Genomic DNA, 14,492 nt, shown 5'->3' on the forward strand with positions numbered 1-14,492 from the left:
ATCGAGAGAAAGCACAGGTGGTATGTCCTCCAACCTGACCCGGGCCGAAGCCCAAGCACGCTCCGCACTGTTGACGGCCGAGTCCTACCAGGTCCTGCTGGATCTCGGCGGGCACGAGGTCTCCGATGCCGAGAATCTCTTCCGCAGCCGCACCACCCTGCACTTCCGGGGCCTGCAGTACGGCGTCGGCCACGTCGATCTGATCGCCGAGGAGATCACCGAACTGCTCTTGGACGGAGAGCCCCTCGACCCCGGCAGCTTCAACGGCGCCCGCTTCGAGGTGCCGGTCACCCCGGGCGATCACGAACTGCAGGTCGGCGCGGTCCACCGCTACTCCCGTTCCGGTGAGGGCCTGCACCGCTTCGTCGACCCGGCCGACCAGCGGGTCTACCTCTACACCCAGTTCGAGCCCGCCGATGCGCGCCGGGTGTTCGCCTGCTTCGACCAGCCCGACCAGAAGGCCACCTTCGAGTTCCACGTGATCGCGCCGGAATCGTGGCTGGTGCTGTCGAACGCCCCGGCGGTCGACCCCGAGCCGGTCGGCAACGGGCTGGCCCGCTGGGAGTTCGCCCCGACCCGGCGGATGTCGACCTACATCACCGGCCTGGTCGCCGGCGAATACCACCGGGTGGCCGACTCGGTCAGTGGCGTCGCCGGGGAGATTCCGTTGTCCCTGGTCTGCCGGCAATCGATGGCCGAACACTTGGACACCGACCGGCTCTGGCACACCACCAAGGCCGGCTTCGAGGTCTTCGAGAAGCACTTCGGCCTGGCCTACCCCTTCGGTACCTACGACCAGATCTTCGTGCCCGAGTTCAACGCCGGGGCGATGGAGAATGCCGGACTGGTCACGATCCGCGACGAGTACCTGTTCCGCTCCCGGGTGACCGCGGCAGCTTACGAGGGTCGTGACAACACGATCCTGCACGAGCTGGCCCACATGTGGTTCGGCAACCTGGTCACGATGACCTGGTGGGACGACCTGTGGCTGAACGAGTCCTTCGCCGAATGGGCCTCGCACTTCTGCCAGTCGGAGTACGTGGACGACCTGGAGAGCCCGTGGGTGACCTTCTGCAATGCCCGCAAGAACTGGGCCTACCGTCAGGATCAGTTGCCCACCACCCATCCGATCGCGGCCGACATGGTCGACCTGGAGGCGGTCGAGCAGAACTTCGACGGCATCACCTACGCCAAGGGCGCCTCGGCGCTGCGCCAGTTGGTGGCCTATGTCGGCAAGGACAACTTCCTGGCCGGGGTGCGGCAGTACTTCGCCGACCACGCCTTCGCCAACACCGAACTGTCCGACCTGCTCAACGCGTTGACCGCGTCCTCGGGCCGCGACCTGTCCGACTGGTCGCGGCAGTGGCTGGAGGTCTCCGGGGTGAGCACCCTGCGGGCCGAGTTCGAGGTGGACGACCAGGGCCGGTTCACCAGCTTCGCGGTGCGCCAGAGCGTGCCCGAACAGTTCCCGGTGCTGCGCGATCACCGGATCGCGATCGGGCTCTACGCCGACCGGAACGGTCGACTGACCCGGGTGCAGCGCCTCGAGTTGGACGTCACCGGTGAGCTGACCGAGGTGCCCGACCTGGTCGGGGTCGCCCAGCCCGAGCTGATTCTGCTCAACGATGACGACCTGACCTATGCCAAGGTGCGGCTGGATCCGCGGTCGCTGGACACCCTGGTGCACCGGATCGGTGACATCGATTCCGCGCTGGCCCGGGCGGTGTGCTGGGCGGCGGCCTGGGACATGTGCCGCGACGGTGAGCTGCCGGCCGACCAGTACCAGCAACTGGCGCTGACCGGGGTGGCCACCGAAACCGACCCGTCCGCGGTGCAGCGCACCCTGGGCGCGGCCTGGACCGCGACCGTGCGCTATTTGCCGGCCGAGGCCCGACCCGAGGCAATCAGTGCCTTTGAACGTGGCCTGGCCAAGTTGTTGCGCGATGCCGAACCGGGTTCGGACACCCAGCTCACGGTGGTGCGCCAGTTGGCCACCGCCGCCCGCTCCGATGCCGCGGCCGAGTTGCTCCAAGCCTGGTTGGACGGCGAGGAGGTGCCGGCGGGGTTGACCGTCGACACCGACCTGCGCTGGCACCTGATCACTGCCCTGGCTCGTCTCGGCCGCGTCGATGCCGAGACGATCGAGGCCGAGTTGGCAGGCGACAACACCATCACCGGACGCGAATCCGCAGCCGCCGCCCGGGCCGCCCGGCCCACCGCGGAGGCGAAGGCCGAGGCCTGGCGGGCCGTGGTGGACGACCCGGAGGTGCCCAACGAGACCCAGCGCTCGATCTGTTTTGCCTTCCAGCAGCCCGGCCAGGAAGAGGTGCTGCGTCCCTACATCAACTCCTTCTTCGAGGTCGCCGAAGCGATCTCGGCCGGACGCGACGGGTGGCCCGAACGCGGCACCAGCCGGCGCGACAATGTACTGGATTACCTGTTCCCGACCGATGCGACCCGCGAGCTGGTGTCGCGGGTGGAGCACTGGATGTCGACCACCGAGTTGGCGCCCGCGGTGCGACGCAGCATTGCCGAGAGCCAGGACGACCTGTTGCGGTCGCTGAACGCCCAGGCCGCCTGGTCGAACCGCGATACCGGGGGCACCAAGACCGAGACCGGCCCGACCGCGGAAGCGGTCTCGGAGGACGACTGGCCGACCAGCGAACAACCGGCCGTTCGCGACTGACTCGATCGGATCCGATCGGATTGGAGGCACACCCGATGCACACCGTTGGTGACCTGGTGGCTCACCTCGAACGCTGGTACCCGCTGGGTACCGCCGAGTCGTGGGATCGGGTGGGCCTGACCGTCGGCGACCGGGCCGACCGGGTGGAGCGGGTGTGGTGCACCGTCGACGTCACCCCGGAGGTGATCGCCGAGGCGATCGATGCCCGCGCCGACCTGATCGTGGCGCACCATCCGCTGATGCTGCGCGGGGTGCACACCGTTACCTCCGACACCGCCAAGGGCCGGATGGTCAGCGAGTTGATCCGCAACCGGGTGGCGCTGTGGTCGGGCCACACCAATGCCGACTGTGCCGCTGACGGGGTGGCCGAGGCCCTCGCCGATGCGTTGGAGCTGGGTGAGCGCAGCCCGCTGGTGGCCGCCGAGGCCGATCGGATGTTGAACCTGGTGGTATTCGTGCCGGCCGATCATCTCGGCGTGGTGGTCGATGCGCTGGCCGAGGCCGGGGCCGGACGGGTCGGTGAGTACGACCGTTGCCATTGGGCGACCGAGGGCACCGGCAGTTTCCGTCCCCTCGACGGGGCGAATCCCTTCCTCGGGGAACGCGGCAAGGTCGAGCAGGTGACCGAGGCCCGGGTCGAACTGGTGCTGCCGGCCGGCCGCCGCTCGGCGGTGCTGGCCGCGCTGCGCGAGGCTCACCCCTACGAGGAACCCGCCTTTCACTTCACCGACGCCGACACCGGATTGCCGGTCAGCACCGGTCTGGGTCGGGTCGGCACCGTGGCCGAGCCGATCACCTTGCGCGAACTGGGTGAGCGACTGGCTGCGGTTCTGCCCGCCACCAGCGGCGGGGTGCGGCTGGGTGAACCGGCGGGCAACCCCGACCGAACCGTGCGGCGGATCGCCCTGCTGCCGGGGGCCGGTGATTCGCTGTTGGATCGGGCCCGAGCGCTGGACGTGGACGTTTACATCACCTCCGACCTGCGCCACCATCCGGCTTCGGAGTTTCTGATCGAGGGCGGCCCGGCCCTGATCGATATCGCGCATTGGGCCGCCGAATGGTTGTGGCTGCCCAGGCTGGCCGAGAAGCTGCGTGGTCTCGATCCGGCCCCGGAGGTCACCGTCTCGGAGTTGAACACCGACCCCTGGCTGCTTCGGCTGGGCTGAGCGGGCCGGGCCCGAGCTGTCCGTCCTCGAGCTGGGGAGTGCGAGCCCACACCCCAACTCACCCCGACCCGGGTACCAAAACCCCCAACTCACCCCCACCGAAACCCCGGTTCCGGCCGAATCCGCAGGGTGAGTTGCCTGTTTTGGTACCCCGGGCCCGGACTCGTCCGGACCTGGCAGCTGTGGGTCGCCGAACCTGCCTCCGGGATACCGGAAGCCGGGTACTTCTTCCGGCGTGCTGCTGCAAGCGGCCCGATCTCGGCGAGGCATCCACGCAGACAGCTTTCCGACCCGAAATCAGGCGCTTTGCAGCAGCAAGGGTCCCCTACCCCGCCGGCCAGTCGACCGGATACGTGTTATCCGCGCCGGTCCGAGCACGACCCGGAAACCACGCTCGAAGATCCCGCGCCCAGCAACCAAACGCCCGGAAATCACGAACGCCCCGGCCGTCATCGGCTCGGGGCGTCGCGGTTGTTGACGATCAGAGTTCGGCGACGTCGCGGGCGTGCAGCACCCGCAGCGAACGGGCCGCTTCGGCCAACTGGCCGATGCCCTGCACCAGGCCACCGGCCAGGTCACCGTGGCGGAAGCTGGTCACCATCGTGGCGGCGGCGAACTTGCACTCCGAATCCTGCAGGGTGCGCTGGGTGGCCGCGCCGGTGACGATCTCCAGGCTGCGCCCGACCGGGTCGACCGCGATCAACACGGTGTTGTCCGGGTCAACGGTGGCCGCGTGCAGGGCCACCGCACGAGTCCGCGGGTCCTCGATGATTCGGTCGAGGCTGACGTTGAAGGTGTAGCCGCTGACCTCACGGGCCTGCGCCAACGCGTCCTCGATCGCCTCTCGATCGTTGGCGTTCAGAATCTCACCACCGGTCACTTGCGCCTCCTACCACGGTCATCTTCTCGCCCCCGGTCGGCAGCGCCTTCGGTTCGGCACCGGCACCCAACCAGATCGCTTCGTCCAGTTCGGCCTCACCGCGGCCGGCTCGCGCCCAGGACGGCCCCATGGTGACCACGGTCACCAGCAGTCCGAATGCCAACGGGATGCCCAGTGCCAGCAACAAGATCCACAGCACCGACGGGCTCTCGACGTTGTTCCACCCCGGCAATGTCTGCAGGGGCACTAGCATGCTCACGAGGTCACTCACGGGTCCTACCGTAGTGCACATGGCCGCTGCTTGGGGGCCGATCCCAAGCGGAGGTGAGAGGAGAGTCGATGGTCGCCGAGCCGCGCGTAGTTCTGGACGACGGGGAAATCAACCGGGCGGTCACCCGGATGGCCCACGAGGTGCTCGAGGCGAACCATGGCGGCAACGATGTGCTGCTGCTCGGCATTCCCACCCGCGGGGTGCCGCTGGCCAAACGGCTGGGCGCGGCGATGAGCCAGGTCGAGGGCAGCGAGATCCCGGTCGGCACCCTCGACATCACCTTGTACCGTGACGATCTGCGCCGAAACCCCACCCGCAAGGTCGGCCGCACCAACCTGCCCTGTGCGGTGGACGGCCGGGTGGTGGTGCTGGTCGACGATGTGCTGTTCTCCGGACGCACCGTCGCCGCCGCCCTCGACGCCCTCAAAGACCTGGGCCGGCCGAAGGCCGTGCGGCTGGTGGTACTGGTCGACCGGGGCCACCGCCAACTGCCGGTGCGCGCCGACCACGTCGGCAAGAACCTGCCCACCTCGTTGAGGGAACGGGTCACGGTGCGGTTGGCCGAACACGACGACGTCAGTGAAGTGATCATCACCCGACCCGATGAGGAGAACTGATGCGGCACCTGCTGTCGACCGCGGACCTCACCACCGAACAGGTCGATGCCCTGCTGGACACCGCCGAGGAGATGTCCGATGTGCAGACCCGGGCGGTCAAGAAACTGCCCGCCCTGCGCGGACGCACGGTGGTCAACCTCTTCTTCGAGGATTCCACCCGCACCCGCTCGTCCTTCGAGATCGCCGGTAAGTGGCTGTCGGCCGATGTGATCAACGTGTCGGCCAAGGGCTCCTCGGTGTCGAAGGGAGAATCCTTGCGCGACACGGTGAAGACGGTGGCGGCGATGGGGGTCGATGCGCTGGTGATCCGGCACATGGCCTCCGGGGCGCCGCAGCAGGTCGCCGGTTGGGTGGACGCCCACGTGGTCAATGCCGGGGACGGTACCCACGAGCACCCCACCCAGGCCCTGTTGGACGCGTTCACGATGCGCCGCCACTTCCGGGCCGCCGGCGAGGACGAGGTCGACTGGTCGACCAAGACGATCGCGATCGTCGGCGACATCACCCATTCGCGGGTGGCTCGCTCGAATGTGTTGTTGCACCGGCTGCTCGGCACCCGGGTGATCCTGGTCGCCCCGCCGACCCTGCTGCCCGCCGGCGTGGAGACCTGGGGGGTGGAGGTCACCGGTGAGCTGGACGAGGTGATCGATCAGGTCGATGTGGCGATGATGTTGCGGGTGCAGCGGGAACGGATGGCCGGCGGGTTCTTCCCCACCCCGCGCGAATACACGATCGGTTTCGGGTTGACCCGCGACCGGCTGGCCCGGATGCGTCCGGGCTCGGCCATCTGCCATCCGGGGCCGATGGTTCGCGGGTTGGAGATTTCCGCCGACGCCGCCGATGCGGCCTCGTCGTTGGTGTTGGATCAGGTAGCCGCGGGGGTCGCGGTACGAATGAGTGTGCTGTACCACCTGCTGGGCGGTGCCGATGAGGAGGGCTTGCAGTGATCCTGATCTCGGGAGCTGAACTGTACGACGGCCGACGCGAGGACGTCTTCGTCCGTGACGGGGTGTTCGCCGACCCGGCCGAGGCACCCGCCGATGTCGAACGCATCGACGCGGCCGGCAAGGTGCTGCTGCCGGGCCTGGTCGACATCCACGTGCACCTGCGCGAACCCGGCCGTGAGGACGCCGAGACGATCGCCACCGGCACCCGGGCCGCGGCCCGTGGCGGGTTCACCGCGGTGTGCGCGATGGCCAACACCAACCCGGTCACCGACACCGCCGAGGCGGCCGCCCACGTCGCCGCAATCGCGGCCCGGGAGGCGAGCTGCCAGGTGCAGCCGGTCGGGGCGATCACCAAGGGGCTGGCCGGTGCCGAACTGGCCGAACTCGGGTTGATGGCCGAAGCGGACGAACACCATCCCGGCCTGCGGATGTTTTCCGACGACGGCAAGTGCGTGCAGGACGCGTTGGTGATGCGCCGCGCCTTGGAGTACGCCCGCCGACTGGACGCGGTACTGGCCCAGCATGCCCAGGACTCGTCCCTGGCCGGCACCGGGGCCTGCTGTCACGAGGGCCCCGAATCGGGACGCCTGGGCCTGACCGGATGGCCGCCGGCCGCCGAATCGGTGATCGTGGCCCGCGATGTGGAGTTGGCCGCCCTGACCGGGGCCCGCTATCACGTCTGCCACCTGACCAGCGCCGAAGGGGTTGCGGTGGTGCGCGCGGCGAAGCAGCGCGGGGTGCAGGTCACCGCCGAGGTGACCCCGCACCACCTCTACCTGGGGGTGGAGCGACTGGCCGACTACGACCCGGTCTGGAAGGTCAATCCCCCGCTGCGTTCGGCCGAACACATCGCCGCCCTGCGCGAGGCGCTGATCGACGGGACGATCGACTGCGTGGCCACCGACCACGCCCCGCACGCCCGCCACGACAAGGAACATGCCTTCGGTGATGCCGCCTTCGGGATGCTCGGGCTGGAAACCGCCCTGGCGGTGGTGATCGACCTCTTCGTCGACGAGGGCACTCTCGATTGGGCCCGGGTGGCCGAGGTGATGAGCTTCACCCCGGCCCGGATCGCCCGGCTGGCCGACCAGGGTCGTCCGATCGCGGTGGGTGAACCGGCGAACCTGGTGCTGGTCGACCCGAAACGCCGCGCGGTGGTCGACCGGGATGCCTCGGCGTCCCTGTCGCGCAACAACCCCTGGCACGGGCTGGACCTGCCCGACCCGGTCGAGCTCACGATCTGGGCCGGCAAACCGACTTACCGCAGGGAGGCATCGTGAGCTTCTACGAGGAGGTCGGCGGGCACGAAACCTTCGCCAAGCTGACCCGGGTCTTCTACGAGGGCGTGGCGAGCGATCCGGAGTTCCGGGCGATGTACCCCGAGGAGGATCTCGCCCCGGCCGAACGCCGACTGCGGATGTTCCTGGAGCAGTACTTCGGTGGTCCACCGCAGTACCAGCTCGAACGCGGCCACCCCCGGTTGCGGATGCGGCATGCACCTTTTCCGGTGACCATCGCCGCCCGCGACACCTGGCTGCGGCACATGCGCAAGGCCGTCGACGCCCTCGACCTGGACGAGCGCCACGAGCGCGAAATGTGGGAATACTTCGAACGGGCCGCCACCGCCATGATCAACTCGGGGGAGCCTGTTCAACGACTTGGTTTTCAACTGTGAGGTGCCGTGCCCCGATTCGAATGTGACATCCCCAAGCGCTGGGGTGACCTGGACGCCCAGGTTCATGTGAACAACGCCCGCTTCGTCGACTACCTCCAGGAAGCCCGCGTGGACTACCTGGAACACAGCGAGAACAACCACATGCTGGGTAACGGCGTGCTGGTGGTGCGCACCGAGCTGGAGTTCCTGCGTCCGATCGATTTCAGCGAGGAGCCGGTACGCGCCCTGGTGTCGGTGGAAACCCTCGGCGGGGCGAAGTTCTCGCTGGGCTACGAGCTGTGGGACGACGGTGAGCTGTGCGCCCGGGCCCGCACCTACCTGGCCCCCTTCGACATCAACACCGGACGGGTGCGCCGGCTCACCGATGCCGAACGCGAGGTCTTCCGCCGCGATCTCGATCCGGTGGTGGAGTTGCGCGACGTGCCCCGGCCCCGGTGGGGCGATGAGGGCCATCACAGCCCGATCCGGGTGCGCTGGTCGGATCTGGACGCCTACGGTCATGTGAACAACGCGATGTTCTACGACTACATCCAGGAAGCCCGGATGCGCACCCTGAAGTCGGTCAACCGCGGGGCCTTCGCCGAGAAGGGCCAGCGGCTGTGGATGGTGGTGCGCCAGGACATCGACTACATCACCCAGTTGCCCTTCCGCCATCAGCCCTACGACTGTGTGACCGTGGTGCCGAAGCTGGGCAACAGCTCGATGACCCTGGCCGCGGAACTGCGCGACGAGAACGGCACGGTCTACGCCGCGGCCCGTACGGTGTTGGTGTGCACCGATCTGTCGGGTCGTCCCGTTCCGCTGCCCGAGGTCGTGCGCAACGGCCTGGACCCCTACCGAGTGGAGACCGATGACTGAGCTGAAAGCCCTGATTCTGGACTGGGGCGGCACGATCACCCCCTGGCATCAGGTGGATTACCGCGCCCAGTGGACCACCTTCGCCGAGGCCTACGGCACGATGGCCTGTTCCCTCAACGACCTGGCCGCCTCCCTGTTGTCGGCCGAGAGCAGCCTGTGGCGTCGGGTGCACGACGATCATTCGTCGGGGCATCTGCGTGAGATTTTCGAGACCGTCGGCATCGTCCGGCCCGGGGAGGATTACGACGCCGCCACCCTGGCCGGGATCGAGGCCTACCGCACCTTCTGGGAGCCGCACACCTTCACCCATCCGGCCTGGCCGAGTGTGTGGGAGCACCTGCGCTCCCGCGGGGTGAAGATCGCGGTGTTGTCGAACACCATCTGGCCACGGGAGTGGCACGAGGACTGGTTCGCCCGCGACCAGGTCAGCGATCTGCTGGACGTGCAGGTGTACAGCAGCGACCTGGACTGGGCCAAGCCGCATCCGAAGATTTTCGAGTACGCGGCCGAGCAGTTGGATCTGGAGCCGTCCGAATGCGCCTATCTCGGTGATCGTCGCTACGAGGACGTCTTCGGCGCCCAGCGTGCCGGCATGCAGGGGTGGTGGTTCCCGCACGAGGGTCTGCCGCCGGATCAGATCGTCGAGGTCGACGTCACCCCTGAGGCGACCCTCACCGAACCCGACCAGGTGATCAGCCTCTTCGGCTGAGCCGGCCGGTGGCCGCGGCCGGGGATCTCATCACCCCGGCCGCCGGACGTCCGGTCAGTTGCCGTCGCCGTTGGCCTCGGCCTTGTCGTACATCTGCTCGATCAGGTCGCTGTACTTCTTCTCCACCGCGCCGCGGCGGATCTTCATGCTCGGGGTGACCTCGTCGTCGTCCACGGTCAGTTCGTGGTTGAGCACGGTGAACTTCTTCACCGTCTCCCACCGCTCCAACCGCTCGTTGGCCCGCTCGACGTAGTGGTTCAACATCCGGCGGGTGTGCTCGAGCTGGGTGAGTTCGCTGTAGGGCATGCCCTCGTAACCCTTGGAGTTGCCCCAGCCGGCGATCGAATCCGGGTCGAGCACGACCAGTGCGGAGATGTACTTGCGGCCCTCACCGGTGACCACGGCCTGGGAGATGTAGGGGCAGTTCGCCAGCAGCGCACCCTCGACCTTCTGCGGGGCGACGAACTTGCCGCCGGAGGTCTTGATCAGGTCCTTCTTGCGGTCGGTGATCCGCAGGTTGCCCTGTTCGTCCAGCTCACCGATGTCACCGGTGTGGAACCAGCCGTCGCTGAACGATTCCTCGGTGGCCTCGGCCATGTTCTCGTAGCCGCTGGTGACACCGGGCCCACGCACCAGGATCTCGCCGTCGTCGGCGATCTTGGCCTCGGTACCGGGCAGCACGGGGCCGACGGTGCCCAGGGCGGGCTTGCGGTAGTCGTTGACGAAGGTGATCGCGCCGGTCTCGGTGAGGCCGTAGCCCTCGATCAGGTTGATCCCGGCGGCCCAGAACCAGCGCTGCACCTGGGCGTTGAGCTTGGCCGAGCCGGAGACGAAGAACTTCACCCGGCCACCCATCTTGGCCTTCAGCTTGCTGAACACCAGCTTGTCGGCCACCGCGTACTGCGCGGCCAGCAGGGGTGGCACCTTCTTGCCCGCGACCCGGTACGGAATCGTCTTCATACCGACCGAGAAGGCCTTGCGGGCGATCACCGACTTGATGCCGGTGGCGTTGCCGATCATCACGGTGTTGCGGACCTTCTCGAAGATCCGGGGGGCGCCGGCCATGATCGTGGGCTTGACCTCGCCGAGACCCTGGACGATGCGGGTCAGGTCCCCGTCCACCGCGGTGAGCATGCCCGAGGACACCCAGACCGTGATCAGGCACTTGCCGAACACGTGCGACAGCGGCAGCCACAGGAAGTGCACATCGTCCTGGGTGATGATGCCGAGTTCCTCGACCCCGATCGCCTCGTAGGCCCACACACTGTGGTTCAGCCGCACACCCTTGGGGCGTCCGGTGGTGCCGGAGGTGTAGATCAGCGTCGACAGCGAGTCGTGGTGGGTGGAGTCGATCGCCTCGTCCACCGCATCGGGGTGGTCCATCAGGTGGGCCCGACCCAGTTCGCGCAGGCCCTCCCAGGTGTGCACCATCTCGTTGTCGTGGCTGCCGTCCATCTGCACGATGGCGTGCACATTGTGGTGCTCGCGCTGGGCGATCATCTTGTCGCTCTGCTCGGCGTTCTCGACGATCGCGACCTTCACCTTCGCATCGGAGAGGATGAAGGCGACGTCCTCGCCCTTGGTGGTCGGGTACACCGTGGTGGTGGCCGCGGCGGCGCACATCACGGCGAGGTCGGCGATGATCCACTCCATCCGGGTGTTGGACGCGATCGCGACCCGGTCTTCGTGCTCGACGCCCAGGGCGATCAGGCCGGCGGCCATCTCGCGGGCGTAGTTCTCGACCTCACCCCAGGTGAACGACTGCCAGGAGCCGTCCGGTCCCCGGTACTTGAGTGCTTCCCGACTTGCCGACTCGGCCGCCCGACGGCGCAGCATCTCACCCACCGACGGGGCGCTGTCAGCCATCATTTGGTCAAGGGTCCGGGTCATAGTGGCTCTCTCCTTATGCAAGATTCCGGACGAATCCTAGTGGGATCCGCGTGATTCCGGCAGGGGTTCGGGGAAAAGATCGGCGGGGAAACGGTTGAACACTAAACAGTTGTCCGGTAAAGTCGTCGTATGACCGAACGTATCCAGGCTCGATGGCTGTCCCAGGAGCAGCAGCAGATCTGGCGAACCTACCTGCTCGGGTCCGCCCGGGTCAGTGAACGTTTGGACGCGGATCTCAGACCCTACGGTATCGACCTGGGTGAATACGAGATCCTGGTCTGCCTGGAGGAATCCCCCGACCGTCGGATGCGGATGTCGGAGCTCGCCGACAGCGTGCACCAATCGCGCTCGCGGCTGACCCACACCGTGGCCCGGATGGAGAAGGCCGGCCTGGTGATTCGCCAGTCGTGCCCCAACGACCGACGCGGGGTGTGGGCACAGTTGACCGACAAGGGCTTTGAGCTGCTCAGTTCTGCGGCCCCGGACCATGTCGAGTCGGTGCGACGTATCCTTGTCGAGGCCGTCGACCCGGAGGACTTCAAAGCCCTGGGTCGCGCCTTCGAAGCGGTGCTGGCAGTCGGCACCGAGGACGAGACCTAGAAGGGACACCATGGCCGAACCAATCCTCGTCGGATTGCTCAGCGAACTACCCGAGGACGAGGTGTTGGTGGTCGACGCCGACGACGCCGGCACCGAGGACGACATCGCGGTATTCCACTCCGACGGCGTCTGGGCGATGACCGACCTGTGCAGCCACGGGGCGGCCAAACTGTCCGAGGGATGGATCGAGAACGGCTTGGTGGAATGCCCCCTGCACGGCTCGGAGTTCTGCCTGCGCAGCGGAAAGCCGCAAACCCTGCCGGCCAATGTCCCGGTGGACACCCACCGGGTCGAGGTGCGCGGGGACGAACTCTGGCTGCACGTGGGCGAACCGGTCACCGAGAACGACTGACACTGCTGCCTGCGGTCGAACCTCTTGAGGGCGCGAGCAAGCGCCGCTCCCCCCACGGCTGTTGGGTGGCTCAGTCGGAGTCGACGTGTTCGTGCAGTCGGCGGATCGCGACCGCGACCGCATAGGGGGTTTCGATCGCCGACATGTGCCCGGCTCGCGGGACGGTGATCAGCTCGGCATCCTTGCCGAGGGCATCGGCCATCCGCTGGGCGTCCTCGGCAGGTGACATGTCGTCCTCGTCGCCACGCAACACCAGGGCGGGCACGTCCAGCTTCTCGAGCACCGCATGCCGGTCGGGCCGGGCCGCCATCGCCCGCTGCCCCCAGGCAATGCCGGCCGGCGGGGCCTCGGCCAGCCATGCGCGCAACACCTCGACCACCTCGGGACGCTCGGCGTGGGTGGTGGCACCGAGCACGGCATTGACCATCGGCGCGACCGCATCGGCGCCGTCCTCCCCCTCGGCGGCATCGGCGATCGCCAACCGGTTCTGCTTCGCCTCCTCGGGGTCGGCCCCGGCCTTGGTGTCGAGCAGGCCGATCCCGGCAACCAGGTCCGGATGCGATTCGGCCAGCGCCATCGCGGCATACCCACCCATCGATAGGCCCACCACGACCGCCCGGGTGACGCTCTCCTCGGCCAAGCCTGCGGCCAGCAGTTCGGCATAGGCATCGAGAGAGGGCTCACCCTCGGGGATGCCCGAGCCACCGAAACCGGGGGCATTGACCGCGATCACCGGCACCCCGGGCAACTCGGCGATCACCGCTTCCCACATCCGGAAATCCAGCGGAAAGCCGTGCAGCAGCACCACGGGAAGACCGGTCGCCGGGCCGAAACGATGCATCGTGAGAGTCATACCCCAAGGATGTCACGCGCCCCTGGGGGCTCGGAGCACCTCCGTCGAGTGTCGGACCCGGGCATATCGAAAGTCGTTGCGCATATCGAGATTCATTGTTATCGTTTTTCGATATGAGCCCCAGTGAGGAGACCCCGATGCCCAAACGCTTGCGGATACCGGCCTTCAGCCAGTCGGATTTCGGTTGGAGCTATCTGCTGATGGCGCTGGTGGCCATCACCCTGCCGGTGCTCACGATTATCCGGCCGCTGGTGCAGTGGATCCGGGGCAGCACTCTGGTCACGTCGGTGATGCTCCCCCACGGCATGGATCTGACCACCCCGCTGTCGGGTGCGCGGGTCTGGGAGAGCACCCTCACCGTCGAGATCGCTCAGGCCTCGACCACCGCCTGGCTGGCGCACCTGGGCCGCGGAGTGCTGCTCACCGCGGTGGTGTGGTGGGTGCTGTATCTGCTCGGACGGCTGCTGCGCTCGGTTCAGGACGGCACCCCGTTCCGGGCCGAGAACGTCACCCGGTTGCGGGTCGCGGGCGTGGTGGTGATGGCCGGGGCCATCGTGTGGATGTTCTACAACGGTCTGATCAATCCGATTCTGCTGGGTGAGGTGGTGCCGGCCCACGGTGTGATGTGGCTGGCGCAGTTGTCGTATGGCTCACTGCTGGTGGTCGGATTCGGAGTGTTGCTGACCGTGGTGGCCGAGGTTTTCCAGCGCGGGGTGCGGTTGGAGGAAGACGCAGAGGGCGTGATCTGATGGGCGCCGACGAGCCGCACCGGGTCGTGTGTCACCTCGACGAGTTGCTCGAGGCCCGGTCGATGACGCTGACGGCGTTGGCCGAGCAGGTCGGGGTGACCCCGGTGAACCTGTCGATCCTGAAGAACAACCGGGCCAAGGCCGTCCGGTTCACCACCCTGACCGCCCTGTGCGAGGCGCTGGAGTGCTCGCCGGGAGATGTGTTCAGCATCGAGCCATGACCGACGAGGGCCGCCACC

At 67.6% G+C, this 14,492-nt stretch carries 16 protein-coding genes; 12 read left to right on the plus strand and 4 right to left on the minus strand.

Annotated elements, in window-relative coordinates:
• Positions 1–22 precede the first annotated feature (22 nt).
• Both pepN and ACR4XW_RS14705 read left to right on the plus strand, forming a co-directional pair.
• Positions 23–2,686, plus strand: a complete 2,664-nt coding sequence (gene pepN, locus ACR4XW_RS14700; RefSeq protein WP_434761319.1) for an aminopeptidase N — start codon at positions 23–25, stop codon at positions 2,684–2,686.
• 35 nt (positions 2,687–2,721) lie between these two features.
• Positions 2,722–3,852, plus strand: coding sequence for a Nif3-like dinuclear metal center hexameric protein (locus ACR4XW_RS14705; RefSeq protein ID WP_434761320.1), 1,131 nt, complete (start codon positions 2,722–2,724; stop codon positions 3,850–3,852).
• A gap of 481 nt (positions 3,853–4,333) precedes the next feature.
• On the opposite strand, the gene ACR4XW_RS14710 is transcribed toward ACR4XW_RS14705, so the two are convergent.
• Positions 4,334–4,732: a DUF5130 family protein gene (locus tag ACR4XW_RS14710; protein WP_434761321.1), complete on the minus strand. Its 399-nt coding sequence runs from the start codon at positions 4,730–4,732 to the stop codon at positions 4,334–4,336.
• Positions 4,719–5,003, minus strand: a complete 285-nt coding sequence (locus ACR4XW_RS14715; protein ID WP_434761322.1) for a hypothetical protein — start codon at positions 5,001–5,003, stop codon at positions 4,719–4,721. Before ACR4XW_RS14715 ends, ACR4XW_RS14710 begins: the two co-directional genes overlap by 14 nt.
• 68 nt (positions 5,004–5,071) lie before the next feature.
• Here ACR4XW_RS14715 and pyrR point away from each other — a divergent pair, with 68 nt between their 5' ends.
• Genes pyrR through ACR4XW_RS14745 form a run of 6 tightly spaced genes read left to right on the plus strand, consistent with a single transcriptional unit; the run spans position 5,072 to position 9,809 of the window.
• Positions 5,072–5,620: a bifunctional pyr operon transcriptional regulator/uracil phosphoribosyltransferase PyrR gene (gene pyrR, locus ACR4XW_RS14720; protein ID WP_434761323.1), complete on the plus strand. Its 549-nt coding sequence runs from the start codon at positions 5,072–5,074 to the stop codon at positions 5,618–5,620.
• Positions 5,620–6,567 (plus strand): aspartate carbamoyltransferase catalytic subunit, encoded by a 948-nt coding sequence (locus ACR4XW_RS14725; protein ID WP_434761324.1) that lies wholly within the window; start codon positions 5,620–5,622, stop codon positions 6,565–6,567. The genes pyrR and ACR4XW_RS14725 overlap by 1 nt, the downstream gene beginning before the upstream one ends.
• Positions 6,564–7,847, plus strand: a complete 1,284-nt coding sequence (locus ACR4XW_RS14730) for a dihydroorotase (RefSeq protein WP_434761325.1) — start codon at positions 6,564–6,566, stop codon at positions 7,845–7,847. The genes ACR4XW_RS14725 and ACR4XW_RS14730 overlap by 4 nt, the downstream gene beginning before the upstream one ends.
• A complete protein-coding gene (locus ACR4XW_RS14735; RefSeq protein WP_434761326.1) occupies positions 7,844–8,242 on the plus strand; it encodes a globin in 399 nt (132 codons plus the stop codon). Before ACR4XW_RS14730 ends, ACR4XW_RS14735 begins: the two co-directional genes overlap by 4 nt.
• A gap of 6 nt (positions 8,243–8,248) precedes the next feature.
• Positions 8,249–9,100 carry an acyl-CoA thioesterase gene (locus ACR4XW_RS14740; protein ID WP_434761327.1) on the plus strand — a complete coding sequence of 284 codons (852 nt, stop codon included), beginning with the start codon at positions 8,249–8,251 and terminating at the stop codon, positions 9,098–9,100.
• Complete coding sequence (locus tag ACR4XW_RS14745) at positions 9,093–9,809, plus strand: HAD family hydrolase (RefSeq protein WP_434761328.1); 717 nt, start codon at positions 9,093–9,095, stop codon at positions 9,807–9,809. Before ACR4XW_RS14740 ends, ACR4XW_RS14745 begins: the two co-directional genes overlap by 8 nt.
• Positions 9,810–9,863: 54 nt before the next feature.
• Here the strand turns inward: ACR4XW_RS14745 and ACR4XW_RS14750 are convergent, their stop codons facing one another.
• The gene (locus ACR4XW_RS14750; protein ID WP_434761329.1) at positions 9,864–11,699 is read right to left on the minus strand and encodes an AMP-dependent synthetase/ligase; all 1,836 of its coding nucleotides are present in this window, start codon (positions 11,697–11,699) and stop codon (positions 9,864–9,866) included.
• Positions 11,700–11,828: 129 nt separating this feature from the next.
• Between ACR4XW_RS14750 and ACR4XW_RS14755 the strand changes: the two genes are divergently transcribed.
• Both ACR4XW_RS14755 and ACR4XW_RS14760 read left to right on the plus strand, forming a co-directional pair.
• On the plus strand, positions 11,829–12,299 hold the full coding sequence (locus ACR4XW_RS14755) for a MarR family winged helix-turn-helix transcriptional regulator (protein WP_434761330.1): 471 nt from the start codon (positions 11,829–11,831) through the stop codon (positions 12,297–12,299).
• Positions 12,300–12,309: 10 nt separating this feature from the next.
• Positions 12,310–12,651, plus strand: a complete 342-nt coding sequence (locus ACR4XW_RS14760) for a non-heme iron oxygenase ferredoxin subunit (protein WP_434761331.1) — start codon at positions 12,310–12,312, stop codon at positions 12,649–12,651.
• Between the two features lie 70 nt (positions 12,652–12,721).
• On the opposite strand, the gene ACR4XW_RS14765 is transcribed toward ACR4XW_RS14760, so the two are convergent.
• Positions 12,722–13,504 (minus strand): alpha/beta fold hydrolase, encoded by a 783-nt coding sequence (locus ACR4XW_RS14765; RefSeq protein ID WP_434761332.1) that lies wholly within the window; start codon positions 13,502–13,504, stop codon positions 12,722–12,724.
• Positions 13,505–13,641: 137 nt separating this feature from the next.
• Between ACR4XW_RS14765 and ACR4XW_RS14770 the strand changes: the two genes are divergently transcribed.
• Both ACR4XW_RS14770 and ACR4XW_RS14775 read left to right on the plus strand, forming a co-directional pair.
• Positions 13,642–14,253, plus strand: coding sequence for a DUF2975 domain-containing protein (locus ACR4XW_RS14770; RefSeq protein WP_434761333.1), 612 nt, complete (start codon positions 13,642–13,644; stop codon positions 14,251–14,253).
• The gene (locus ACR4XW_RS14775) at positions 14,253–14,474 is read left to right on the plus strand and encodes a helix-turn-helix domain-containing protein (protein ID WP_434761334.1); all 222 of its coding nucleotides are present in this window, start codon (positions 14,253–14,255) and stop codon (positions 14,472–14,474) included. The genes ACR4XW_RS14770 and ACR4XW_RS14775 overlap by 1 nt, the downstream gene beginning before the upstream one ends.
• Positions 14,475–14,492 lie beyond the last annotated feature (18 nt).

The sequence above is a fragment of the Pseudenemella bisphenolivorans genome (genome assembly GCF_051133435.1).
Classification (GTDB): domain Bacteria; phylum Actinomycetota; class Actinomycetes; order Propionibacteriales; family Propionibacteriaceae; genus JAAYAO01.

What these genes read in the sequence shown, in the direction of transcription:
- ACR4XW_RS14745 (WP_434761328.1), top strand. Translation starts at nt 9,093, where the DNA reads ATGACTGAGCTGAAAGCCCTGATTCTGGACTGGGGCGGCACGATCACC.
- ACR4XW_RS14770 (WP_434761333.1), top strand. Translation starts at nt 13,642, where the DNA reads ATGCCCAAACGCTTGCGGATACCGGCCTTCAGCCAGTCGGATTTCGGT.
- ACR4XW_RS14760 (WP_434761331.1), top strand. Translation starts at nt 12,310, where the DNA reads ATGGCCGAACCAATCCTCGTCGGATTGCTCAGCGAACTACCCGAGGAC.
- ACR4XW_RS14755 (WP_434761330.1), top strand. Translation starts at nt 11,829, where the DNA reads ATGACCGAACGTATCCAGGCTCGATGGCTGTCCCAGGAGCAGCAGCAG.
- ACR4XW_RS14705 (WP_434761320.1), top strand. Translation starts at nt 2,722, where the DNA reads ATGCACACCGTTGGTGACCTGGTGGCTCACCTCGAACGCTGGTACCCG.
- ACR4XW_RS14750 (WP_434761329.1), bottom strand. Translation starts at nt 11,699, where the DNA reads ATGACCCGGACCCTTGACCAAATGATGGCTGACAGCGCCCCGTCGGTG.
- pepN (WP_434761319.1), top strand. Translation starts at nt 23, where the DNA reads ATGTCCTCCAACCTGACCCGGGCCGAAGCCCAAGCACGCTCCGCACTG.
- ACR4XW_RS14775 (WP_434761334.1), top strand. Translation starts at nt 14,253, where the DNA reads ATGGGCGCCGACGAGCCGCACCGGGTCGTGTGTCACCTCGACGAGTTG.
- ACR4XW_RS14765 (WP_434761332.1), bottom strand. Translation starts at nt 13,504, where the DNA reads ATGACTCTCACGATGCATCGTTTCGGCCCGGCGACCGGTCTTCCCGTG.
- pyrR (WP_434761323.1), top strand. Translation starts at nt 5,072, where the DNA reads ATGGTCGCCGAGCCGCGCGTAGTTCTGGACGACGGGGAAATCAACCGG.
- ACR4XW_RS14725 (WP_434761324.1), top strand. Translation starts at nt 5,620, where the DNA reads ATGCGGCACCTGCTGTCGACCGCGGACCTCACCACCGAACAGGTCGAT.